At 68.1% G+C, this 20319-nt stretch carries 23 protein-coding genes and 1 pseudogene; 15 read left to right on the forward strand and 9 right to left on the reverse strand.

Annotated features, from left to right (window positions below):
* The 9 genes and pseudogenes from ABIS05_RS11110 to ABIS05_RS11150 form a co-directional block, all read left to right on the forward strand.
* A partial coding sequence (locus ABIS05_RS11110) for an MlrC C-terminal domain-containing protein (RefSeq protein ID WP_348014379.1) occupies nucleotides 1–351 on the forward strand: 351 nt, incomplete at its 5' end.
* Nucleotides 352–386: 35 nt separating this feature from the next.
* Complete coding sequence (locus ABIS05_RS11115) at nucleotides 387–1640, forward strand: Zn-dependent hydrolase (protein ID WP_348014380.1); 1254 nt, start codon at nucleotides 387–389, stop codon at nucleotides 1638–1640.
* A 21-nt stretch (nucleotides 1641–1661) separates the two neighbouring features.
* Complete coding sequence (locus ABIS05_RS11120) at nucleotides 1662–2264, forward strand: hypothetical protein (protein WP_348014381.1); 603 nt, start codon at nucleotides 1662–1664, stop codon at nucleotides 2262–2264.
* Nucleotides 2265–2411: 147 nt separating this feature from the next.
* Nucleotides 2412–2666 carry an AbrB/MazE/SpoVT family DNA-binding domain-containing protein gene (locus tag ABIS05_RS11125; RefSeq protein WP_348014382.1) on the forward strand — a complete coding sequence of 85 codons (255 nt, stop codon included), beginning with the start codon at nucleotides 2412–2414 and terminating at the stop codon, nucleotides 2664–2666.
* A gap of 6 nt (nucleotides 2667–2672) precedes the next feature.
* Nucleotides 2673–3080, forward strand: a complete 408-nt coding sequence (locus ABIS05_RS11130; RefSeq protein WP_348014383.1) for a type II toxin-antitoxin system VapC family toxin — start codon at nucleotides 2673–2675, stop codon at nucleotides 3078–3080.
* A 17-nt stretch (nucleotides 3081–3097) separates the two neighbouring features.
* Nucleotides 3098–3259, forward strand: a pseudogene (locus ABIS05_RS11135) (Zn-dependent hydrolase); the annotation flags it as partial.
* 98 nt (nucleotides 3260–3357) lie between these two features.
* Complete coding sequence (locus tag ABIS05_RS11140) at nucleotides 3358–3651, forward strand: hypothetical protein (RefSeq protein ID WP_348014384.1); 294 nt, start codon at nucleotides 3358–3360, stop codon at nucleotides 3649–3651.
* Nucleotides 3652–3705: 54 nt separating this feature from the next.
* Nucleotides 3706–4185, forward strand: a complete 480-nt coding sequence (locus ABIS05_RS11145; protein WP_348063258.1) for a serine aminopeptidase domain-containing protein — start codon at nucleotides 3706–3708, stop codon at nucleotides 4183–4185.
* Between the two features lie 21 nt (nucleotides 4186–4206).
* Complete coding sequence (locus tag ABIS05_RS11150; protein ID WP_348014386.1) at nucleotides 4207–4686, forward strand: zinc-ribbon domain containing protein; 480 nt, start codon at nucleotides 4207–4209, stop codon at nucleotides 4684–4686.
* Here ABIS05_RS11150 and ABIS05_RS11155 read toward each other — a convergent pair.
* Nucleotides 4625–5029 carry a hypothetical protein gene (locus ABIS05_RS11155; protein WP_348014387.1) on the reverse strand — a complete coding sequence of 135 codons (405 nt, stop codon included), beginning with the start codon at nucleotides 5027–5029 and terminating at the stop codon, nucleotides 4625–4627. The two genes, ABIS05_RS11150 and ABIS05_RS11155, sit on opposite strands and share 62 nt — an antisense overlap.
* An 87-nt stretch (nucleotides 5030–5116) precedes the next feature.
* Here ABIS05_RS11155 and ABIS05_RS11160 point away from each other — a divergent pair, with 87 nt between their 5' ends.
* Nucleotides 5117–5491, forward strand: a complete 375-nt coding sequence (locus tag ABIS05_RS11160) for a MerR family transcriptional regulator (RefSeq protein WP_348014388.1) — start codon at nucleotides 5117–5119, stop codon at nucleotides 5489–5491.
* Between the two features lie 204 nt (nucleotides 5492–5695).
* Here the strand turns inward: ABIS05_RS11160 and ABIS05_RS11165 are convergent, their stop codons facing one another.
* Nucleotides 5696–6379: a methyl-accepting chemotaxis protein gene (locus ABIS05_RS11165; RefSeq protein WP_348014389.1), complete on the reverse strand. Its 684-nt coding sequence runs from the start codon at nucleotides 6377–6379 to the stop codon at nucleotides 5696–5698.
* A 204-nt stretch (nucleotides 6380–6583) separates the two neighbouring features.
* Here ABIS05_RS11165 and ABIS05_RS11170 point away from each other — a divergent pair, with 204 nt between their 5' ends.
* Entirely contained in the window at nucleotides 6584–7021 is a 438-nt protein-coding gene (locus ABIS05_RS11170; RefSeq protein ID WP_348014390.1) for a hypothetical protein, read from the forward strand.
* Nucleotides 7022–7033: 12 nt separating this feature from the next.
* On the opposite strand, the gene ABIS05_RS11175 is transcribed toward ABIS05_RS11170, so the two are convergent.
* From ABIS05_RS11175 to ABIS05_RS11200, 6 genes are all read right to left on the reverse strand, one after another.
* Nucleotides 7034–8179, reverse strand: a complete 1146-nt coding sequence (locus tag ABIS05_RS11175; RefSeq protein ID WP_348014391.1) for a methionine aminotransferase — start codon at nucleotides 8177–8179, stop codon at nucleotides 7034–7036.
* A 61-nt stretch (nucleotides 8180–8240) separates the two neighbouring features.
* Entirely contained in the window at nucleotides 8241–8699 is a 459-nt protein-coding gene (locus ABIS05_RS11180) for a hypothetical protein (protein ID WP_348014392.1), read from the reverse strand.
* Entirely contained in the window at nucleotides 8696–9100 is a 405-nt protein-coding gene (locus tag ABIS05_RS11185; protein WP_348014393.1) for a VOC family protein, read from the reverse strand. The genes ABIS05_RS11180 and ABIS05_RS11185 overlap by 4 nt, the downstream gene beginning before the upstream one ends.
* Nucleotides 9097–9570 (reverse strand): DUF1854 domain-containing protein, encoded by a 474-nt coding sequence (locus tag ABIS05_RS11190; RefSeq protein ID WP_348014394.1) that lies wholly within the window; start codon nucleotides 9568–9570, stop codon nucleotides 9097–9099. Before ABIS05_RS11190 ends, ABIS05_RS11185 begins: the two co-directional genes overlap by 4 nt.
* Nucleotides 9571–10062, reverse strand: a complete 492-nt coding sequence (locus ABIS05_RS11195) for a RidA family protein (protein ID WP_348014395.1) — start codon at nucleotides 10060–10062, stop codon at nucleotides 9571–9573. It lies immediately after the preceding gene.
* A gap of 24 nt (nucleotides 10063–10086) precedes the next feature.
* Nucleotides 10087–12336 (reverse strand): ABC transporter ATP-binding protein, encoded by a 2250-nt coding sequence (locus ABIS05_RS11200; RefSeq protein ID WP_348014396.1) that lies wholly within the window; start codon nucleotides 12334–12336, stop codon nucleotides 10087–10089.
* Between the two features lie 102 nt (nucleotides 12337–12438).
* Here ABIS05_RS11200 and cphA (ABIS05_RS11205) point away from each other — a divergent pair, with 102 nt between their 5' ends.
* The 4 genes from cphA (ABIS05_RS11205) (at nucleotide 12439) to ABIS05_RS11220 (ending at nucleotide 19686) form a co-directional block, all read left to right on the forward strand.
* The gene (gene cphA / locus ABIS05_RS11205) at nucleotides 12439–14625 is read left to right on the forward strand and encodes a cyanophycin synthetase (protein ID WP_348014397.1); all 2187 of its coding nucleotides are present in this window, start codon (nucleotides 12439–12441) and stop codon (nucleotides 14623–14625) included.
* A 12-nt stretch (nucleotides 14626–14637) separates the two neighbouring features.
* Nucleotides 14638–17199 (forward strand): cyanophycin synthetase, encoded by a 2562-nt coding sequence (cphA, locus tag ABIS05_RS11210; protein ID WP_348014398.1) that lies wholly within the window; start codon nucleotides 14638–14640, stop codon nucleotides 17197–17199.
* Between the two features lie 23 nt (nucleotides 17200–17222).
* Entirely contained in the window at nucleotides 17223–18224 is a 1002-nt protein-coding gene (locus ABIS05_RS11215; protein WP_348014399.1) for an MBL fold metallo-hydrolase, read from the forward strand.
* A 211-nt stretch (nucleotides 18225–18435) separates the two neighbouring features.
* On the forward strand, nucleotides 18436–19686 hold the full coding sequence (locus tag ABIS05_RS11220; protein ID WP_348014400.1) for an Nramp family divalent metal transporter: 1251 nt from the start codon (nucleotides 18436–18438) through the stop codon (nucleotides 19684–19686).
* Here ABIS05_RS11220 and ABIS05_RS11225 read toward each other — a convergent pair.
* Nucleotides 19658–20290 (reverse strand): cation transporter, encoded by a 633-nt coding sequence (locus tag ABIS05_RS11225; protein ID WP_348014401.1) that lies wholly within the window; start codon nucleotides 20288–20290, stop codon nucleotides 19658–19660. The two genes, ABIS05_RS11220 and ABIS05_RS11225, sit on opposite strands and share 29 nt — an antisense overlap.
* Between the last annotated feature and the right edge of the window lie 29 nt (nucleotides 20291–20319).

A 20319-nucleotide genomic window follows, 5' to 3' on the forward strand; every position in this document is an offset into this window, starting at 1 on the left:
GGCACCGTGCGCGCCATCAGTGACGGCGAATACACCGTGACCGGGCCGATCTACACCGGACAGCGCTGCTACATGGGCCGCACCGTGCTGCTCGATATCGGCGTCGCCCAGATCGTTGTCACCGAACGCCCCCACGAACCCTGGGACCTCGGGGTGTTTCAGTGCGTCGGCTTGGACCCTTGCGCGCACCGCTTCCTGTTGCTGAAGTCGCGCATGTACTGCCGGCCGGTTTTTGAGCCCCTCGCGCACGCGTTGATCGAGTGCGACAGCCCGGGCGTCACCAGCTCGGACTTCTCACTGTTTCCATTTGCCCATGTGAAACACCCGGTGTTTCCGCTGGATCAGTTCTGATTGTCAATTTTTAGCTGCTGCCAACAAGGTCACCTATGAACACTTCCACTGCCCCCCATATTGACTCCTTGCGCATCAACGGCAAACGCCTCTGGGACTCGCTCATGCAACTGGCCCAAATCGGCGCCACGCCCAAGGGCGGCGTCTGCCGTCTGACGCTGACCGACCTCGACAAGCAGGGGCGCGACCTCGTCACGCGCTGGGCGCGCGAGGCCGGCATGACGGTCACCATCGACCAGATCGGCAACGGCTTCATGCGCCGCGCGGGCCGCAACAACAGCCTGCCGCCCATCATGACCGGCAGCCACATCGACACCCAGCCCACCGGCGGCAAGTTCGATGGCAACTACGGCGTGCTGGCTGGCATCGAGGTCGTACGCACGCTGAACGACCACGGCATCGAGACCGAGGCGCCCATCGAGGTCGCGTTCTGGACGAACGAGGAAGGCTCGCGCTTCGTGCCCGTCATGATGGGCTCGGGCGTGTTCGCCAAGGCCTTCACGCTGGAGCACGCCTACGCGGCGACGGACACCGAGGGCAAGTCGGTTAAGGCCGAGCTGGAGCGCATCGGCTACATCGGCGATCAAGTGCCCGGCGACCACCCCATCGGCGCCTACTTCGAGACCCACATCGAGCAGGGCCCGGTGCTGGAAGACCACGACAAGACCATCGGCGTCGTCACCGGCGTGCTGGGCATCCGCTGGTACGACTGCGTCGTCACCGGCATGGAAGCCCACGCCGGCCCCACGCCGATGGCGCTGCGCAAGGACGCGCTGCAGGTGGCGGCGAAGCTGATGCAGGAAGTGGTCGCCTGCGCCCACCGCCACCCGCCGCATGGCCGCGGCACGGTAGGCATGGTGCAGGTGCACCCCAACAGCCGCAACGTCATCCCCGGCCGCGTCAAGTTCAGCATCGACCTGCGCAATGCGACCGACGCGCTGTGCGAGGCAATGGACGCGGACATCCGTTCGGTCGCTGCCCGGTTGAGTGACGAGAGCGGCCTGCCCATCGAGATCACGCCTGTCAGCGCCTACCCCGCTCAGCCCTTCCACGCCGACTGCATCGCCGCTGTGCAGAAGGCCGCCGACACGCTCGGCTACAGCAATATGCGCGCGGTGTCCGGCGCCGGCCACGACGCCGTCTACATGGCCCGCCTCGCCCCCGCCGGCATGATCTTCATCCCCTGCAAGGACGGCATCAGCCACAACGAGATCGAGGACGCCAAGCCCGAGCACATCGAGGCGGGGTGCAATGTGTTGTTGCAGGCGATGCTTGAGCGGGCGGACTGACGCTTCGCATGAAAATGTGACATGCGTTGGAAGCGAAAACTAATCTGGTGCGCCAGCATCCTTGTGGGCATTGGACTGCTCTTTGCCGACAACATCTGGGGGCACTACCGCTTCAAGACCGTGTGCGTCGCCCACGGGGGATTGCACGCCAGCCAATCCTTGGAGCGAGATGTCGGCTGGATGGTTCGCGATGGCCATATTTCGAGCGTCCGATACCCATTGAGCTTCGAGGCCGTCAAGTTCGTTCGATATCGGAATGAGAAGGACGGCCTGAGCTATGACGTGTACCGGCAGGAAAAGCGCACGATCAGTGACAACGGCTACGTCGAAATTCCGGCAAAGCTGAGCGAACCCGTCGTCTACGAATATCGGTTCACCTTGGAGGCCGTGCCCAACGAGACACGGCTGCGTTCTTCATCAAATGAGGTGCTCGACTTGAGGACTTCGGAAGTTGTCGCTTCTTACAAGACCTTTTTGTTCAGTCAGTTTGAGCAGTCTCGAACGATTCTCGCGGCACCTTCGCTGGTCCAATGTCCCGATGACCCCGTCAGAAAAGATTCAAAGACTGGAAAGTCCATGCCAGGACTGAAAGAGCTCGCGTTCGCGAGCCTTTTCAAGAGTTAGTCGCGTAGGGCGGGTGATTTCACTCGTCGGTTCGCTGATTTGCGCCAATGCCAACGTGGCGAACTTCCTCCCGGTGCAATGCAATTGCTGCAGATCCCAATTTGGCTTACTTGGTAAGCTGCACCCCTCATTGCCAGGAACTGCGCCATGTCATCCGTCCTCGTCTCCGCCAAAGGCCAGGTGGTCCTCCCCGCCGACCTCCGCCGCCGCCTGGGTCTCAACCCCGGTGCCCGGCTTGAGATCACCGAAGAACCCGACGGCCTGAGGTTGCGCCTTCAGCGCACGGTTTCAACGGCTCCGGTGGAGGAGCTCGCCGGCCTGCTCACGGCACCCTCGCGAGGCAAGCCGCGCAAGCTGTCGGACTTCGACCCGGCCTCGCTGACCGCCAAGCCTCGCCGCTGAATCGTGATGAAGGCCGTCGACACCAACATCCTCGCTCGCTTCTTCGTCAATGATCCCGACGACGTGGAGGCGGCAAAGCAACGCCCCGCAGCCATCCGGGCGATGACGGACCGCGTCTTTGTCAGCCTCACCGTGACGCTGGAATTCGAGTGGGTGCTAAGAGGCTTCTACGAGTTCACCACCGCTGACGTGATCCGCGCACTGCGTGCCCTCGCCGGCATGCCGAACGTGAACCTGGAAGCCCGAGACGAGGTGCTGACCGCACTGGAGGCCTGCGAGTCGCACAAGCTCAATTTCGCCGACGCGCTGCACGTGGCCCGCAGCGGCCGGTGCACCGGCTTCCTGACCTTTGACAAGGCGCTGATCAAGCGCGCAGCGAAGGCAGGACTTGCCATCCCGGTCGAGGCGGCCTGACTGCTCAGTCGCTCACCCCAGCATCTCCATCCCATCCCCGGCAGAAGGCCGCCGACACGCTCGGCTACAGCAACATGCCCGTCGTCTCCGGCGCCGGCCACGACGCCGTCTACATGGCCCGCCTCCCCCCCGCCGGCATGATCTTCATCCCCTGCAAGGACGGCATCCGCCGCAACGAGAGGGCTTGACGACGTAACAGCCTTCAGATGGCCGCAATACGGCCGAAGATAGGTGCAGGCACTGCCCGCATCGGGATGGGGCCAGAAGGAGGCTCGTCATGGTGAGCGCAGTCGGTGGCATAGGCAGTGGGGCGTCAGGCACGGGCTCGGTGGGCGCGGACAGCGAGCTTGCGCAGCTGCACAAGAAGCTGTCCGAATGCGTCAACTGCGAATCCGCCACGACGCTGGAGGGCCGCACGCAGATCGCCGAGATCAGCACGCGCATCACGGCGATCAAGGACCGGCAGCACCGCGTCGAGCTGACCACCGCGCCGCCCGAAGCCACTCCAGCCAGCCCGACCGCCAAGGCAACCGACGGCACGCTCGGCACGCAGCTGGACGTCTACGCCTGAGGCGCCCCTATAGTGCCGCCCGCCACCGTTGAGCACACGGTGCCGGGGGCCCTCTTGATCCGACAACTGCTGACCGCCGCGCTGTTCGCGCTTCAGGGGATGGCCCACGCGGCCGAACCCACTACGCTCGCGCCCGCCTGCTCTCCCCAAGCCGGCGCGAGCCGCGCCGTTCACGAGCATGGCTTCGTCACCCTCGGCGGCATTCCGCAGTGGCTGACCGTCCGCGGCGACGACTGCCGCAACCCCGGCGAGGACTTTTCCTTCCTGAAGTTCGTCGGCGTCAAGGGCGACGGCATGCTGTGGCAACTGGCGCTGAACGAGCAGCGCACGCGGCTGCAATTGCCCGTCTTCCTCGTGCAGGGCGAGGAAGACCTGCTGACGCCGCCGGCCGTCACCCAGGCCTATTTCGACCGCATCGAGGCGCCACACAAGAAGCTCGTCACCGTGCCGCGCGCCGGCCATGATCCGAACGGGCCACTGCTAGACGCGCAGCTCAAGGTGCTGAAGGACGACGTGCTGTCGCTGACGCGGTGAGCATTCGATGACGAGGCATTCATGACTCAACGCAACCGCCCATCCTCCGTTCCCGCCAACCCTTCGAAATGGTCGGAGAAGAGCCAGCAATCCGTCGCCTATGGGTTCACACGTGAGTACAGGGACATTGCCTACCGGTGCTGGCATTGCCAGGCAGACAGCGTGTTCACCGCTCAGGATCAGCAGCACACCTTTGAGCTCAGGCAGGCCAGCATCGACCAGCGCCGCATCCTGTGCACGACTTGCTGGCTTGAGTCGAACCGCATTCGCTCAGCGCTGCACGAGTGCGAGGAGCAGTGGGCGGCGGCCAAACCACAGCTAAGCGTCGACAAGCCATTTCTCAGCCACTGGCTAGGCCAGCTCGCCGCACTGGAGACCTACGTTCCCTACAAGCCAGACACGGCTAAAAAGAACATGCTGTCCAAATTACTCGCGAACCTCAGCGCTCGCGCCTCACCCGCCACGCCTGCACCACCGCCCAGCTCGCCTCCGGCACGATGAACAGCAGCAGCACCGGCGCGCCGGTCTGCAACCAGGCCCACGTCATCCACACGCTGAACAGCGCCCGCGCCGCCGCGTCGTAGCGGCCGAGTTGCACCGTCGCGCCGCGCAGCCGCAGCACGGCCCAGACGATCACGAGGCTGCCCATCAGCAGCGCGAACAGCGTCTGCACGGCATCGAAGGCCGGCAGCGGCAGGCCGCCCAGCGCGACGTTGATGGCGCTGAGCTGAGCGCGGTTCAGCTCGAAGGTCCAGGGCGTGGCAAAGGGTGCCGTGACGACGAGGTCGTAGATCGCGCTGGCGCGAACGAAGCGCAGGAAGCGCGGGGTACTGAAGGAAGGCATGGCGTGTCGAGAAGGAGAAGTGGCCAAAGTGCCGGCATGCTCAGCCCTGGACCACACTCCAGGGTCAAGCCCTTTCTTCGTCACTCCATGCGCATCGGCACCCTCTCCACGCTGACCGGCCTGAGCCGCGACGGCCTGCGCTTCTACGAGAAGCGCGGCCTGCTGCAGGCGCGCCGCGCTGACAACGGCTACCGCGACTACCCCGAGGAGGCCGTGCAGTGGCTAGGTTATGTGCGCACGGCCCAGCAGCTCGGTTTCACGCTCGCCGAGATCGCGGCCGACCTGCCGCTGCTGGCGCAGGGCGAGGACGCCGGCCCGGCGCTGCGGGCGACGCTGCAACGCAAGCTGGCCGACATCGACGGGCGCATCGCGGCGCTGCAGGGGCTGCGTGCCGATCTGGCGAGCCGGCTGGCCGAGACCCCCGAGACCGGCGCGAGCTGCCCACTGCGGCCGGTCGCCTAAGCGGTCACTTCAGTTTTCCATGGCGCTGCGCGCCACCCGCAGCGGATGAAACGGCGGTGTTTCGGGCCGAGCGCCGGGCCGCTCCCAAGCCGGCCCGCCTGGCGGTGCGAGCGGCTCAATGCCGCGAGCGTCGTCGTCCCCTCGGAGGACCGACTGGGCTCGCCCGCGTGCAGCGGGGCGAGACTGGGCGAGGGGCAGTCTCAGTCAAGCCACCGCGCCGCGCACCGCCTCGCGCACCAGGCCATCGAGCTTGCCGGTGATCTGCGTGAACTCCCCCGACACGACGGCGAACTCGCGGCCCGAGGTGCCGGCGCGGGCCGCCACCACCTGGGCGTTGAAGGAGACGATGCGCGCGTGCTTGGCGATCATCTCGATGTCGCCCATGACGGCGGTCAGCTGCTTCTTGGCCATGGAGGCTTGCTGACGGGCGAGGTCTTCGTAGATCTGCGTCAGCCGGTTCAGCGTGGCCAGCAACGGTGTGGCGGCTTCCACCAGTTCTTCGAGCAGCGTGGGGGCGCTGAAGGCATTGGCGGCAATCGCGTCGAGCGCCCGCCGGGCCAGGTCGATGAAGGCGGCGATGCGGTCATCGGCGCGCTCGGGGCCGAAGTAGGCCTGCTGCAGTTCGCCGCCCAGCGTGGCCGGCGCCATCTCGCCGGCAAGCAGCGTGCGGTGCGCATCGCTGAAGGTGGCCAGCGCATCGCGCGATGTCGCCAGCGCACCCTCGCGGCCCTGCGCGGCCAGCACCGCGTAGAGCACGACGCGCTGCGACGTGAAGCGGCGCCGGCCCGAGAGGTTGATGGACTTGCCGAAAAGCTCGCCGGCCGTCGGCTTGGGTGCAGCGGCCACCCGCTTTGGTGCGTCGGCGGGTGCACGCGATGTATGCAGCATGGTGGACTCCGTGAGCTGGTTCACGACCGGCGCCCCTCCAACGGCGGACATGCCGGCCCATGACCCAGGGATAGCACGGGCCGTGCCACGCGGCCGGCGGCAGATGCGCGCCACACGATGCATGGCGTTACCAAAGTCCCATCAAGCGGGGACAAGCCGCCCGGCGCCGGCTCGACAGAATCGGCCCTCGTCAAGGAGGACTCAATGCGACTGATTCGTTATGCCCTGCCGCTGGCCGCGCTGCTGGCCCTGCCCCTGCCCTTTGCAGCCCACGCGCAGAGCGCGGTGTCGGCCGAGAAGCTGTCCCAGGCCCTCGACACGCCCGGCCTGCAGGTCAAGGCCGTGTCCAAACGCCGCGCCGCGCAGATGCACCAGGACTACGACGTCGTCGACAGCGCCGGTAAGGACATGGCCACCGTGACCGAGGCGCCGCCATCGATGTTTTCGGAATGGAAGCAGGTGCCGGACTTCGAGCCCCTGCCCGGCGTGGGCCAGGAGGCCTACATCCGCCCGCGCATGGACCAGGTCTGCGCCCGCAGCGCCCGCGCCAGCGCCTGCCTGACGTTGATGCCCATGGCCTTTGCCAAGGACAAGAAGCCCACCGTGGAGCAGCTCAAGGCCGCGCTGGCAACGCTGCTTTGAGGGGTTAGCGCCTCAGCCGAGCCGCGCCAGCCGCGCGGTGGCCAGTGCCAGCGTCTCGCTCCGCTTGGCGAAGCAGAACCGCACGTGCCGGCGCTCCTGCGGCTGTTGGTAGAAGACCGCCAGCGGGATGGCGGCGACGCCGATTTCGGTCGTCAGCCACTTGGCGAAGTCCAGCTCGGGCAGATCCGACACCGCGCGGTAGTCCACCGTCTGGAAATAGGTGCCTTCGCAGGGCAACAACTTCAGTGGCGTGGCGGCCAGCGCGGCACGGAAGCTGTCTCGCTTGGCCTGGTAGAAGCCGCTCAGGCCCTGCCACGGCGCGGGGTTCGCGAGATAGGCCGCGATGGCGTGCTGCGTCGGCGTGTGGACCGTGAACACCGTGTACTGATGCAGGCGCCGGAAGGCCACGCTAAGGGCGGGCGGCGCGGCCACATAACCGACCTTCCAGCCGGTGACATGGAAGGTCTTGCCGAAGCTGCTGACGAGGAAGCTGCGTGCCGCCAGCGCGGGGTAGCGCGCCACGCTTTCGTGCGGCGCGCCGTCGAACACCATGTGCTCGTAGACCTCGTCGCTGACGACGAAGAGGTCGTGCGCTTCGGCCAGCCGCTCCAGCTCGCGCAGGTCGTCGGCCGTGGCGACGCGGCCGCTGGGGTTGTGCGGCGTGTTCAGCACCAGCGCTCGCGTGCGCGGCGTGATGGCGGCGCGAATCGCATCCCAGTCGATGCGGTAGTCCAGCGTCATCGGCACGCCCACCGGCAGGGCACCCGCCATGCGGATGGCCGGGTCGTAGCTGTCGTAAGCCGGCTCGATGATGATGACCTCGTCGCCCGCGCCGACGCAGGCCTGCAGGGCCGTGGCGATCCCCTGCGTGCCGCCGGCCGTGATGGTGATGTCGCGGTCCGCGTCGTAGGCCGAGCCGTAGAGATCGTTGAGCTTCGCGGCGACCGCATGGCGCAACGCCGGCACACCGGCCATCGGCGGGTACTGGTTGTGGCCGGCGGCCATCGCGTCTGTCACGGCCTGCAGCAGGGCCGGGTCGGCGCTGAAGTCAGGGAAGCCCTGGCCGAGGTTGACGGCGCCATGCTCGGCGGCCAGCGCCGACATGACGGTGAAGATGGTGGTGCCGGTGTTGGGCAGCTTGGTGGGCAGGAAGGGCATGGTGACGCGATTCTGCTGGAGCGCCCGAGGCCTTGCGCGGCCAGCGCATAAGCAGATGCGTTCAGCGCGCAGGCGGCCCCAGCAAGCAGCGCCGCACGGCCAGAGCGATCGGCAGGCCGAACAGGAAGCAATGCGCCGCGATGGCGGCCGCGTCCAGCCTCGGCGGCCAGAACGGCGTGTGCAGGGCCGACAGCGGCAGCACGACGTTGTTCATGCCGAAGTAGACGACGAAGCCGTAGGCCAGGCCCGCCGCCGTGGCGTTGCGCAACAGGGCCGGCATCCTCAGGGCCATAAGACAGAACAGGCCGGCCCAGATCAGCGCGATGCCGTAGTGCAGGGCCACGCCCAGGGCAAAGGTTTGCGGCCCGCCGCTGAAGGCCGCCTCCTTGCCGATGAGGCCCGCAGCGACCGTCTGAAAGACGCGCGGCTTGGCGCCGTAATAGGCCAGCGCAAAGACGAGGTCGCCCGTACCGGCGGCAAGGCCGCCCCAGACGATGGCGCGTGTCAGTGGATGCTTCATGCAGGTGGCCCCTTCAGCTCGACGACGTTGCCCTCGGGATCGCTCAGGTAGATGGACGGCCCCTCGCCCTCGGCGCCGTAGCGGCTCTCTGTCGGGCCGGCCTCCACGCCATGCGCCGCGAGGTGGGCGCGGATGGCGGGGCCGTCGAAGGGCTCCACGCGCAGGCAGAAGTGGTCGAGGTTGCGGCCCTCCGGCCCAGGCGCGGCGCCACCCATGCGACCCAGCTTGCCGTCGACCGGCACGAGATCGATCAGCGACTGGCCGGCGCGCAGTTGCACGAGGCCGATCTCGTCCTGGCGGCGTTCGATGGAGCAGCCCAGAACGCCGACGTAAAAGGCCAGCATCGCGTCGAGGTCGACGATGCGAAGAACGAGGTGGTCGAGACCTTGCAACCGAATCACAGGAACCGCTCCAGCAGCCGCTTGGACTGCTTGTCCAGCACCCAGCGGTCGGGCACCTGCAACTGCACGCCGTGCGTGGACGTGATCAGCAGCCGGCCTTCGTCCAGGCGGCGGATGTCTTCCTCGCTCTTCAGCACGAAGTCGATCTCGCCGCGGTCGGTCTCGATGCGCCAGGTGCTGGGCGTGGCGAAGGTGTTCACGGAGATCAGGCGCTTGAGCGTGGGGTGGAACTCGCGCGCGGCCAGCTCGGCCTCCAGCAGGCCGCGCGGGCCGTCGGGCAGGGCCGAAAGGCGGTCGACCCAGGCGAGCTCATGGCCATGGACGCCCACCAGCGACAGGCCCTCGTCGGGCGCCGAGAGCGGGTGGGCACGCACGGGCGTGACGCTTTCGTGGGCAGTGCCGTTGAGGTCGATCAGCACGAGCCGGCCGTGAGCATCCAGGTGCAGGTCGCGAAAAGGCAGTGTGGACATTCAGGACTCCGGGGGCGCCTCGGCGGCGATCAGGTCGAGCTCGACCGCCGCGTTCTTGGGCAGTTGCAGCACGCCGACCGACGTGCGGGTGTGTGCGCCGGCCGGCCCTAGCACGCGCCACAGCACGTCGGAGGCGCCATCGGCCACCTCGCTGTGTTGAGTGAAGTCGGCCGTGCAGTGCACGAAGACGGTCACCCGCAGCACGCCCTGCAGTCGCTCCAGGCTGCCCAGCTCCTGACGCAGCAGCGTCAGTGCACGCAGCATGGCGATGCCCGCCGCCCGCTTGGCGCGCTCCAGGCTCACCTCGGCGCCGACGACCCCGGTGACGGAGATATGGTCACCGATGCGCGGGATCTGTCCGCTCAGGTAGAGCGTTCGGCCATCGCGCACCAGCGACGTGAAGCTGCCGCCGATCTGCATCGGCGCACTCAGGTCGAAGCCATGCTCGGTGCAGGCGGCAGTCAGTTCGAGATCGCGGTCGGGTGCAGTCATGTCGGTTGTCCTTGTGGCTCCAAATCAAGCATCGACCGTGTGCGCGCTGGGGTTGGGCGCAACGACCATCAGGCCACCGTCATCGCCCTCCTCGGCGTCCACGCGGCGGGCCTGAGCTTCCCACAGGCGCCAGTAGTGGCCCTGCTTGGCAATCAGCTCGTCGTGCGGCCCCAGTTCGACGATCTCGCCACGGTCCATCACGACGAGCCGGTCGGCCTTGCGCAGCGTCGACAGGCGGTGGGCGATGGCGATGGTGGTGCGGCCCTTGACGAGGTTGTCCAGCGCGCGCTGGATCTCCTTCTCGGTCTCGGTGTCCACCGAACTGGTGGCCTCGTCGAGGATAAGGATGGCCGGATTGATCAGCAGCGCGCGAGCGATGGAGATGCGCTGGCGCTCGCCGCCGGACAGGCCCTGGCCGCGCTCGCCCACCAGGCTGTCGTAGCCATGGCCCAGGCGCAGGATGAACTCGTGCGCATGGGCGGCGCGGGCGGCGGCAACGATTTCATCGCGCGTCGCGTCGGGCCTGCCGTAGGCGATGTTCTCGGCAATCGTGCCGAAGAACAGGAAGGGCTCCTGCAGCACCAGGCCGATATGGCGGCGGTAGTCGGTCACCTTGATTCGGCGCAGGTCCACGCCGTCGACGCGGATAGAGCCCTCGGTCACGTCGTAGAAGCGGCAGATCAGGTTCACCAGCGTGCTCTTGCCCGAGCCGCTGTGGCCCACCAGCCCCACCATCTCGCCGGGGCGGATATCCAGGGTGAGGTTGCGAATGATGGAGCGCGAGCCGTAGCGGAAGTTCACGGCCTGCATGGAAATCGCGCCGGTGACGTTCTCGAACGGCTGCGGGTTGACCGGGTCGGGCACGTTGGAGACGTGGTCGAGGATGTCGAAGATGCGCTTGGCGCCGGCCGCCGCCTTCTGCGTCACCGAGACGATGCGGCTCATCGAGTCCAGCCGGCCGTAGAAGCGGCCGATGTAGGCCAGGAAGGCGGTCAGCGTGCCGACGGTGATGCTCTGGTGCGAGATCAGCCAGATGCCCACGCCCCAGACGACCAGCAGGCCCATCTCGGTCAGCAGCGAAACGGTCGGCCCGAACAGGCTCCAGGTCTTGTTCAGGCGGTCGTTCACGGCTAGGTTCTTGGCGTTGGCCTCGCGAAAGCGCTGCGCCTCGCGCTTCTCCTGCGCGAAGGCCTTGACGACGCGGATGCCGGGGATGGTGTCGGCCAGGATGTTGGTGACCTCGCCCCAGACGCGGTCGATCTTCTCGAAGCCGGTGCGCAGCCGGTCGCGCACCAGGTGGATCATCCAGGCGATGAAGGGCAGCGGCACCAGCGTGGCCAGAGCCAGGCCGGGGTGGATGTTGAACAGGATGGCCGAGATCATCAGCAGCATCAGCACATCGGTGATGAAGTCCAGCGCGTGCAGGCTCAGGAAGACGCTGATGCGGTCGGTCTCGGAGCCGATGCGCGCCATCAGGTCGCCGGTGCGCTTGTTGCCGAAGTATTCGAGCGACAGGCCGAGCAGGTGGTCGAAGGTGGCGGTGCGCAGGTCCGCCGCGATGCGCTCGGACACCAGGGCCAGCAAATAGGTTTTGGCCCAGCCCAGCAGCCACGAGAACAGCGCTGCGCCAGCCAAGCCGCCCAGCAGAGAGTTGACGAGCATGGTGTCGATGGACTGGCCGTTCTGGAACGGGATCAGCACCTTGTCCATCAGCGGCATGCTCAGGTAGGGCGCCACCAGCGTCGCGCCGATCGAGCCCAGCATCAGCGAGAAACCCAGCAGCAACTGGCCTTGATAGGGCCGCGCGAAGCGCCACAACCGCAGCAACACCCAGGTGCTGGGCGGCTTGCTGGCCTCGCCGAAATCGAAGGCCGAATCGGCGTCCTCTTCCTCCTCTTGCACCACGTGGCCGCCCAGGCGCTGCAGCTCGCGCTCGAAGGCGTCCACCAGACGCACGGCGGCCGGGTTGCAGGCCAGCGTGAAGCGCCAGCGCGCCAGGCGCTTCTCGGTGTCGAACAGTTCCAGGAAGGCCAGGCCGCCGTGGTCGCTGAGCTTGAGCGACTGGCCGGGTGACAACGTGTAATCGCTCCAGTCACCGCCGTCGGGTTCGAAAGCCAGAAGTTGTGTATTCGTCAGCGCGATGAGGCCCTGACCGAAGCGGCCGTGGGCGTCCAGGTCAACCTCCAGCGTGGCCACCACGTTCTCACCAGCCAGGAGCCGCCCTTGAAGAGCGGCTGTTTGCGGATGCGGCGTTGCGGCAGGAAGGTCTTGCATGTACTTGTGGGCTCCAACAGGCTGCAGCAATTCTCCGCCATGACTTCAGCGCACAATTCTTAGCGCCTGTACCCAGCGCCTGCCGCGCCTACTCTCCACCTCATGAGCATCAAAGAAGACATCCGCCGCGACATCGAAATTTTGCGCGTCAACTATCTGCGTGGTCCAAACATGTGGACCTACCGGCCGGTGCTGGAAGTCTGGCTCGACCTGGGCGAGCTGGAAGACCACCCCAGCCACCTGCTGCCCGGCTTCAACGACCGGCTCACAACCGCCCTGCCCGCGCTGATCGAACACCACTGCGGCGTCGGCGAGCGCGGCGGCTTCATCGAGCGGCTGCGTGACGGCACCTGGATGGGCCATGTGCTGGAGCACATCGTCATCGAGCTGCTGAACCTGTCCGGCATGCCCACCGGCTTCGGCCAGACGCGCAGCACCTCCAAGCGCGGCATCTACCGCATGGTGTTCCGGGCCCGAGACGAGCAGGTGGCCCGCGCGGCGCTGGCTGAAGGCCACGCCCTCCTCATGACCGTCGTCAACGACGCGCCCTTTGACGTTCCCTCGGCCGTGGCCCGCGTGCGCGACAAGCTCGACGACTGCTACCTCGGCCCGTCGACCGCCGCCATCGTCGCCGCCGCGACCGACCGCCGCATCCCTCACATCCGCCTGAACGACGGCAACCTCGTGCAGCTCGGCCACGGCGCGCGCCAGCGCCGCATCTGGACGGCAGAGACCGACATGACCAGCGCGATCGCCGAGGGCATCGCCAGCGACAAGGACTTGACCAAGACGCTGCTCAAGGCCGTTGGCGTGCCGGTGCCCGAGGGCCAGGAGGTCAAGAGTGCCGCCGAGGCCTGGGTCGCCGCACAAGATCTCGGCCTGCCGGTCGTCATCAAGCCCAGCGATGGCAACCACGGCCGCGGCGTCTCCCTCGATATCGCGACGGAAGCTGACTGCGAAGGCGCATTCAGCCTGGCCGCGCGGCACGGCTCTTCGGTGCTGGTGGAGCGCTACATCCCCGGCAACGAGCACCGCGTGCTGGTCGTCGGCGGCCAGGTGGTGGCCGCCGCGCGCGGCGAAGTCGCCTGGGTGCACGGTGATGGCCGCCAGACCGTGGAGCAGTTGGTCGAGAGCCAGATCAACACCGACCCGCGCCGCGGTCTGACCGAGGATTTCCCGCTCAACCGCATCCGCGTGCATGAAGACACCGCCTTGCTGCTCGACCTGCAGCGCCAGGGCCTGTCGCCCGAGGCCGTGCCGGAGGCGGGCAAGGCCGTGCTGATTCAGCGCAACGGCAACGTCGCCATCGACTGCACGCCCGACGTCCACCCCGAGGTGGCGCATGCCGTGTCCCTGGCCGCGCGCACCATCGGCCTGGACATCGCCGGCGTCGACCTCGTCACCGAGGACATCTCCAAGCCGCTCAGCGAGACCGGTGGCGCCATCGTCGAGGTGAACGCCGGCCCGGGCCTGCTGATGCACCTGAAGCCCGCCGGCGGCTCGCCCCAGCCCGTCGGCCAGGCCATCATCGACCACCTCTTTGCCCAGGACGAGAACGGCCGCATTCCCATCGTCGGCGTGGCCGGCTCGGTGGGCGGGCCGCAGATCACCCGCCTCGTCGCCTGGCTGCTGCACCTCAACGGCCGCCATGTCGGCCTGGCCTGCAGCGACGGCCTGTTCCTGGGCACACGCCGCGTCGAGAAGAAGAACAGCGCCCGCTGGGACGCCGCTCACCGCCTGCTGATGAACCGCGGTGTCAACGCCGTCGTCATCGAGAACGACCCGGCCTCCATCCTGCGCGACGGCCTGGCCTATGACCGCGCCGCAGTCGGCGTCGTCACCGACCTGGACGGCATCGCAGCGCTGGCCGAGTTCGACGTGCAGGACGCCGACCAGCTCTACAAGGTGCTGCGCACGCAGATCGACGTGGTGCTGAGCGACGGCGCCAGCGTGCTCAATGCCGCCCACCCGCGTCTGGTCGACATGGCCGAGCTGAGCGATGGCGAGGTCGTCTTCTATGCCGAAGACGGCAGCCTCGACGCGCTGCAGCAGCACCGCGACCGGGGCGGCCGCGCGGTCTTCCTGCGCGGCGGCGCTGCCGTGCTGGCCCACGGCTCGGCCGAGACGCCGGGCGCCAACATCGACGCGCTGCTGCGCCGCTTCGGCCCGCAAGCCACGAACGCCTCCACGCTGCTGGCCGCCGTGGCCGCCGCCTGGGCGCTGGGCATCTCGCCCGAGTTGATCGCCGCCGGCCTCGACACCTTTGTGCCCACCCTGCACCTCGCCTAAAGAACACGACTCATGGACGTTTCCCGCACACGCGCCTTGCGCGGCCCGAACATGTGGAGCCGTCACACGGCCATCGAGGCCGTCGTGAACTGCCAGGACGCCGAGCGCTCGCTCGAACGGCTGCCCGGCTTCGAGCCTCGCCTGCGCCAGCTCTTCCCCCGCATCGGCGAGCTGCGCAGCAACGCCTCGCTGGCCCAGGTGCTGGAGCAGGCCACGCTGGCACTGCAGGCCCAGGCCGGCTGCCCGGTCACCTTCAGCCAGACGCATGTGACGCCCGAGACCGGCACCTACCAGCTCGTCATCGAGTACAGCGAGGAAGACGTCGGCCGCCTGGCCTTCGAACACGCCGTCAAGCTGGTGAACGCGGCACAGAGCGGAGGCGAGTTCGATGCCGACGCCGTCATCGCGCAACTGCGCGAGCTGGACGAGGACATCCGCCTCGGCCCGTCGACCGGCTCCATCGTCAACGCGGCGCTGGCGCGTGGCATTCCCTACCGGCGCCTGACGCAGGGCAGCCTGGTGCAGTTCGGCTGGGGCGCCAAGCAGCGCCGCATCTGGGCGGCCGAGGTGGACGCGACCAGCGCCGTCTCTGAATCCATCGCCCAGGACAAAGACCTCTGCAAGCGCCTGCTGCAGGCGGCCGGCGTGCCCGTTCCCACGGGCCGGCCGGTCGAGTCGATTGACGACGCGTGGGAAGTGGCGCAGGACATCGGCCTGCCCGTCGTCGTGAAGCCGCAGGATGGCAACCAGGGCAAGGGCGTGACCGTCAACGTGACGACGCGTGAAGGCATGGAAGCGGCCTACAAGGCGGCGGACGAGATCGGCCATGTCATGGTCGAGAAATTCCTGCCGGGCTCCGACTACCGCCTGCTCGTCATTGGCGACAAGCTCATCGCCGCCGCCCGGCGCGACCCGCCGCACGTCATTGGCGACGGCGCGCACACGGTCAAGCAACTCGTCGACAAGGTCAACGCCGACCCGCGCCGCGGTGACGGCCATGCCACGTCGCTGACCAAGATTCGCTTCGACGACATCGCCGTTGCGCGCCTGGTGCAGCAAAGCCTGACGCCGGAATCCGTGCCCGAGAAGGGCCAGCGCGTCATCCTGCGCAACAACGCCAACCTCTCCACCGGCGGCACGGCCACCGACGTGACGGACGACGTGCACCCCGAGGTGGCCGCCCGCGCCATCGCGGCGGCCCAGGTCGTGGGCCTGCATGTCTGCGGCGTGGATATCGTGGCGGAGAGCGTGCTGCGGCCGCTGGAAGAGATCAGCGGCGGCATCGTCGAAGTGAACGCCGCGCCGGGCCTGCGCATGCACCTCTCGCCGAGCTACGGCAAGGGCCGCAACGTCGGCGAAGCCATCGTCAGCCACCTCTTCGGCATCGGCAACAAGTCCGAGGACGGCCGCATCCCGGTCGTCGCCGTCACCGGCACGAACGGCAAGACGACGGTCACGCGCCTGATCGCCCACCTGTTCGCCAGCTGCGGCCTCAAGGTCGGCATGACCAACACCGACGGCGTCTATGTCGACGGCCGCCAGATCGACAGCGGCGACTGCTCCGGCCCCAAGAGCGCGCGCAACCTGCTGATGCACCCCGACGTGGAAGCCGCCGTGCTGGAGACCGCGCGAGGCGGCATCCTGCGCGAAGGCCTGGGCTTCGACCGCTGCCAGGTGGCCGTCGTCACCAACGTCGGCGCGGGCGACCACCTCGGCATGAACTTCCTGCACACGGCCGAAGACCTCGTGCTCGTCAAGCGCGTCATCGTGCAGAACGTGGCGCCGAGCGGCTATGCCGTGCTGAACGCGACCGACCCGCTAACGGCCAACATGAACGCCATCTGCCCCGGCCAGGTCATCTACTTCGCCGCCGACCGCCACCACCCGGTGATGGCCACGCACCGCGCCCAGGGCAAACGCTGCGTCTACGTGGACGGCGACCAGCTCATCGCCGCGCAAGGCGTCTGGCGCGAAAGCATTCCGCTGCGCGAGATCCCGATCACGCGCGGTGGCCTGATCGGCTTCCAGGTCGAGAACGCGATGGCCTCGGTCGCTGCGGCCTGGGCCGTCGGGCTGGATTGGGACACCATCCGCCGCGGCGTGGCCAGCTTCGCCAACGACGCCGACAACGCGCCCGGCCGCTTCAACGTGATGGACTATCGCGGTGCCACCGTCATCGCCGACTACGGCCACAACGGCGATGCGATGAAGGCGCTGGTCGGCGCCGTCGCCGCGCTGCCGGCCAAGACCCGCAGCGTCGTCATCAGCGGCGCCGGTGACCGCCGTGATGAGGACATCCGCGTGCAGACCGAGATCCTCGGCGGCGCCTTCGACGAGGTCATCCTCTACGAAGACGCCTGCCAGCGTGGTCGTGCGGCGGGCGAGGTCGTCGCGCTGCTGCGCGCCGGGCTCGAAGGCGCGTCACGCACCCAGCACATCGAGGAAATCATCGGTGAGTTCACCGCCATCGACCGCGCGCTGGAACGCCTGCAGCCGGGCGACCTGTGCCTGGTGCTGGTGGACCAGGTGGAAGAAGCGCTGGCCCATCTGGCCAAGCGCATCAGCGAGGGCTGAGCACCGTCAATGAGATTCACCCGGTGAGCCGCCCGCCCCACCACCGCGACGGCGGTTTCCAGAACAACCACGGCGACTTCGAGCCCAAGTCGCTCGCCGATGTGCTGCGCTGGCGCTGGACCGCCTCGCGCCTGGGCCTGCCCAAGCGGCCATCGGCGCCCATCCCGACGCAGCCGGCGGACCTGGCTTTCATCCGCTCGAACAGGGCACCGGCAGTGACCTGGATCGGCCACGCGACCGTGCTGGCCCAGCTCGGCGGCCTCAACCTGCTGACCGACCCGATCTTCTCGGAACGCGCCTCGCCGTTCTCGTTCGCCGGCCCGAAGCGCGAGCAGCCGCCCGGTGTCGCGCTGGCCGAGTTGCCGCACATCGACGCGGTGCTCGTTTCGCACAACCACTACGACCATCTCGACCTCGCCTCTTGCCGCACGCTCGCCGCACAGGCCAGCGGCAGCCCGCTGTTCGTCGTGCCGCTGGGCTTGAAAAGCTGGTTCGAGGCGCGCGGCATCGCGCGCGTCGTGGAGCTGGACTGGTGGCAGTCGCAGACGTTGGCCGGCGTCGAAATCGCGCTCGTGCCGGCGCAGCACTGGTCGGCGCGCGGGCTGAACGACCGTATGAAGACGCTGTGGGGCGGCTTCGCCGTGTTCGCACCCGACTGCCAGCTCTTCTTCGCCGGCGACACCGGCTACTCGCGCGATTTCGCCGACATCCGCGAGCGCTTTGCCGATCGACAAACGGACGGCGGCTTCGACATCGCGTTGATCCCCATCGGCGCCTACGAGCCGCGCTGGTTCATGCAGAGCCAGCACATCAACGTGGAAGAGGCGCTGAAGATCCACGCCGACCTGGGCGCCAAGGCGTCGCTCGGCGTGCACTGGGGCACCTTCGAGCTGACCGACGAGGCGCTGGACGAGCCGCCACGCCAGCTCGCCCGCCAGCGCGCCGAAATTGGCTTGGCGGAAGAGGCCTTCTTCACGCTGGCCATCGGCGAGACCCGCTGCCTGCCGCCGCGCAACAGTTCTTGACGCAGCCTAGATCCGGCAGTTGGGCGCGCCAGAGGGCCGGGCGAGGCGGGTTGCTGGCAAGGCGCGACGACGCAGTGGGCCGTTGCCCACAAGGAGAAGCAACGCGGCCAGCGGCCCGAAGCGCCAGACCAGCGGGCGTGGACAGCTGCCGGGTCTAGGCTCAGCAAGGCTGCCGACACCTGCGTGCGCAGCTGGCACTTAGGCTGGCGCCATGCTCAACCGCCTGCGCCTCTATCTGCGACAACTCGGCCCCGGTCTGATCACCGGCGCCGCCGACGACGACCCGAGTGGCATCGCCACCTACTCCCAGGCCGGCGCGCAGTTCGGCTATTCGATGCTGTGGAGCCTGGTCATCACGCTGCCGCTGATGACCGCCATCCAGATCGTCAGCGCACGCATCGGCTATGTCACCGGCCGGGGGCTGGCCGCCAACTTCAAGCGCGCTTTTCCGCGGCCGGTGCTGCTGACCCTCGTTGGCCTGCTGCTGGCGGCCAACACGCTCAACATCGCCGCCGACATCGCCGCCATGGCCGAGGCGCTGCGCCTGCTGGTGGGCGGCTCGGCGCACGTCTACGCCCTCACCTTCGGCCTGGCCTGCGCGGTGATGCAAGTCTTCCTGCCCTACCACGCCTATGTGCGCTGGCTCAAGTGGCTGACGCTGGCGCTGCTAGCCTATGTCGGCGTGATCGTCGTCATCGGCCTGGACTGGGGCGAGGTGCTGGCCCGCACCCTGCACCCCGACCTGCGCTGGAACCGCGACACGCTGCTGATGCTGGTGGCCGTGTTCGGCACCACGATCAGCCCCTACCTGTTCTTCTGGCAGGCCAGCCAGGAGGTGGAAGACCGCAACGCCGGCGCCGGCGAACCGCACACACCGCACGAAGTGAAGCAGCATCTGCGGCGCATCAAGATCGACACCAACATCGGCATGGGTTTCTCCAACCTCATCGCCTTCTTCATCATGCTGTCCACCGCCGCCACGCTGCACGCGCACGGCGTGACCGACATCCAGACCTCGGCCCAGGCCGTGGAGGCACTGCGCCCCGTGGCCGGCGAGCACGCGGCGCTGCTGTTCGCGCTGGGCATCATCGGCACGGGGCTGCTGGCGGTGCCGGTGCTGGCCGGCTCTGCCGCCTACGCCGTGGCCGAAGTGGCGGGCTGGCGCGGCTCGCTCAGCCTGAAGCTGGAGCGCGGCGAGGGCCGCGGCTTCTACGGCGTCATCGCTGCGGCGACGCTGGGCGGCGTGGCGCTGTGCTTCACGCCCATGGACCCGGTCAAGGAGCTGTTCTGGTCGGCCGTGTTCAACGGCGTCACGGCCGTGCCCATCATGGTGGCGATGATGGTGCTGGCCTCGCGCCCGGCCATCATGGGCGGCCACGCCATCGGCAAGCGGCTGCGCGTGACGGGCTGGCTCGCCACGGCCGTCATGGCCTTCACGGTGCTGGCGTTGGGACTGAGTTGAGTTCGGCGCGCGCGTGGCGCAGCACCTCGCGCGACGAATGCAGGGCCAGGCTCGCCATCGCGACGGCCACGAGCAGATCAGGCCAGGCCAGGCCCGTGAACGCCACGGCACCGGCGGCGGCCATCACGGCCACGTTGCCCAGCGCATCGTTGCGGCTGCACAGCCAGACGGCGCGCATGTTGGCGTCGCCCTCGCGCCAGGCGTAGAGCATGACGGCGACACCGACGTTGGCGATCAGCGCCAGCGTGCCGACGATGCCCATCGTCTCGGCCTGCGGCGGCTCGCCGTTCAGCACGGCCCAAGCTGCACGCGCCAGCACGCCGACGCCGAAGATCGCCATCGCCCAGCCCTTGACCCAGGCCAGCCGCGCCCGCCACAGCAGGCCGGCCGACAGCACGGCCAGCGAGGCGCCGTAGTTGGCCGCGTCGCCGATGAAGTCCAGCGCGTCGGCCCACAGCGCCAGCGAGCCGGCCCGCCAGCCCCAGGTGATCTCGACCGCAGCCATGGCCGCGTTGATGATCAGGGCGGCCCACAGCACGCGGCGGTAGGCGGGCGAGTTGCCGGGGCTGGGGTCGTCGTGGTGGTGGTGGCAGGCGTGACTCATGGACAAATGACCTTGGTTGAAAACTGCCG

Origin of the sequence: Roseateles sp., assembly GCF_039929605.1 — a bacterium.
In the GTDB taxonomy this organism is placed as follows: Bacteria; Pseudomonadota; Gammaproteobacteria; order Burkholderiales; family Burkholderiaceae_C; genus Pelomonas.

Bases quoted from the DNA above. Each gene is read 5' to 3' on its own strand.
- ABIS05_RS11115 (WP_348014380.1), top strand. From the start codon at position 387: ATGAACACTTCCACTGCCCCCCATATTGACTCCTTGCGCATCAACGGC.
- ABIS05_RS11120 (WP_348014381.1), top strand. From the start codon at position 1,662: ATGCGTTGGAAGCGAAAACTAATCTGGTGCGCCAGCATCCTTGTGGGC.
- ABIS05_RS11125 (WP_348014382.1), top strand. From the start codon at position 2,412: ATGTCATCCGTCCTCGTCTCCGCCAAAGGCCAGGTGGTCCTCCCCGCC.
- ABIS05_RS11130 (WP_348014383.1), top strand. From the start codon at position 2,673: ATGAAGGCCGTCGACACCAACATCCTCGCTCGCTTCTTCGTCAATGAT.
- ABIS05_RS11140 (WP_348014384.1), top strand. From the start codon at position 3,358: ATGGTGAGCGCAGTCGGTGGCATAGGCAGTGGGGCGTCAGGCACGGGC.
- ABIS05_RS11150 (WP_348014386.1), top strand. From the start codon at position 4,207: ATGACTCAACGCAACCGCCCATCCTCCGTTCCCGCCAACCCTTCGAAA.
- ABIS05_RS11155 (WP_348014387.1), bottom strand. From the start codon at position 5,029: ATGCCTTCCTTCAGTACCCCGCGCTTCCTGCGCTTCGTTCGCGCCAGC.
- ABIS05_RS11160 (WP_348014388.1), top strand. From the start codon at position 5,117: ATGCGCATCGGCACCCTCTCCACGCTGACCGGCCTGAGCCGCGACGGC.
- ABIS05_RS11165 (WP_348014389.1), bottom strand. From the start codon at position 6,379: ATGCTGCATACATCGCGTGCACCCGCCGACGCACCAAAGCGGGTGGCC.
- ABIS05_RS11170 (WP_348014390.1), top strand. From the start codon at position 6,584: ATGCGACTGATTCGTTATGCCCTGCCGCTGGCCGCGCTGCTGGCCCTG.
- ABIS05_RS11175 (WP_348014391.1), bottom strand. From the start codon at position 8,179: ATGCCCTTCCTGCCCACCAAGCTGCCCAACACCGGCACCACCATCTTC.
- ABIS05_RS11180 (WP_348014392.1), bottom strand. From the start codon at position 8,699: ATGAAGCATCCACTGACACGCGCCATCGTCTGGGGCGGCCTTGCCGCC.
- ABIS05_RS11190 (WP_348014394.1), bottom strand. From the start codon at position 9,570: ATGTCCACACTGCCTTTTCGCGACCTGCACCTGGATGCTCACGGCCGG.
- ABIS05_RS11195 (WP_348014395.1), bottom strand. From the start codon at position 10,062: ATGACTGCACCCGACCGCGATCTCGAACTGACTGCCGCCTGCACCGAG.
- ABIS05_RS11200 (WP_348014396.1), bottom strand. From the start codon at position 12,336: ATGCAAGACCTTCCTGCCGCAACGCCGCATCCGCAAACAGCCGCTCTT.
- cphA (WP_348014397.1), top strand. From the start codon at position 12,439: ATGAGCATCAAAGAAGACATCCGCCGCGACATCGAAATTTTGCGCGTC.
- cphA (WP_348014398.1), top strand. From the start codon at position 14,638: ATGGACGTTTCCCGCACACGCGCCTTGCGCGGCCCGAACATGTGGAGC.
- ABIS05_RS11220 (WP_348014400.1), top strand. From the start codon at position 18,436: ATGCTCAACCGCCTGCGCCTCTATCTGCGACAACTCGGCCCCGGTCTG.
- ABIS05_RS11225 (WP_348014401.1), bottom strand. From the start codon at position 20,290: ATGAGTCACGCCTGCCACCACCACCACGACGACCCCAGCCCCGGCAAC.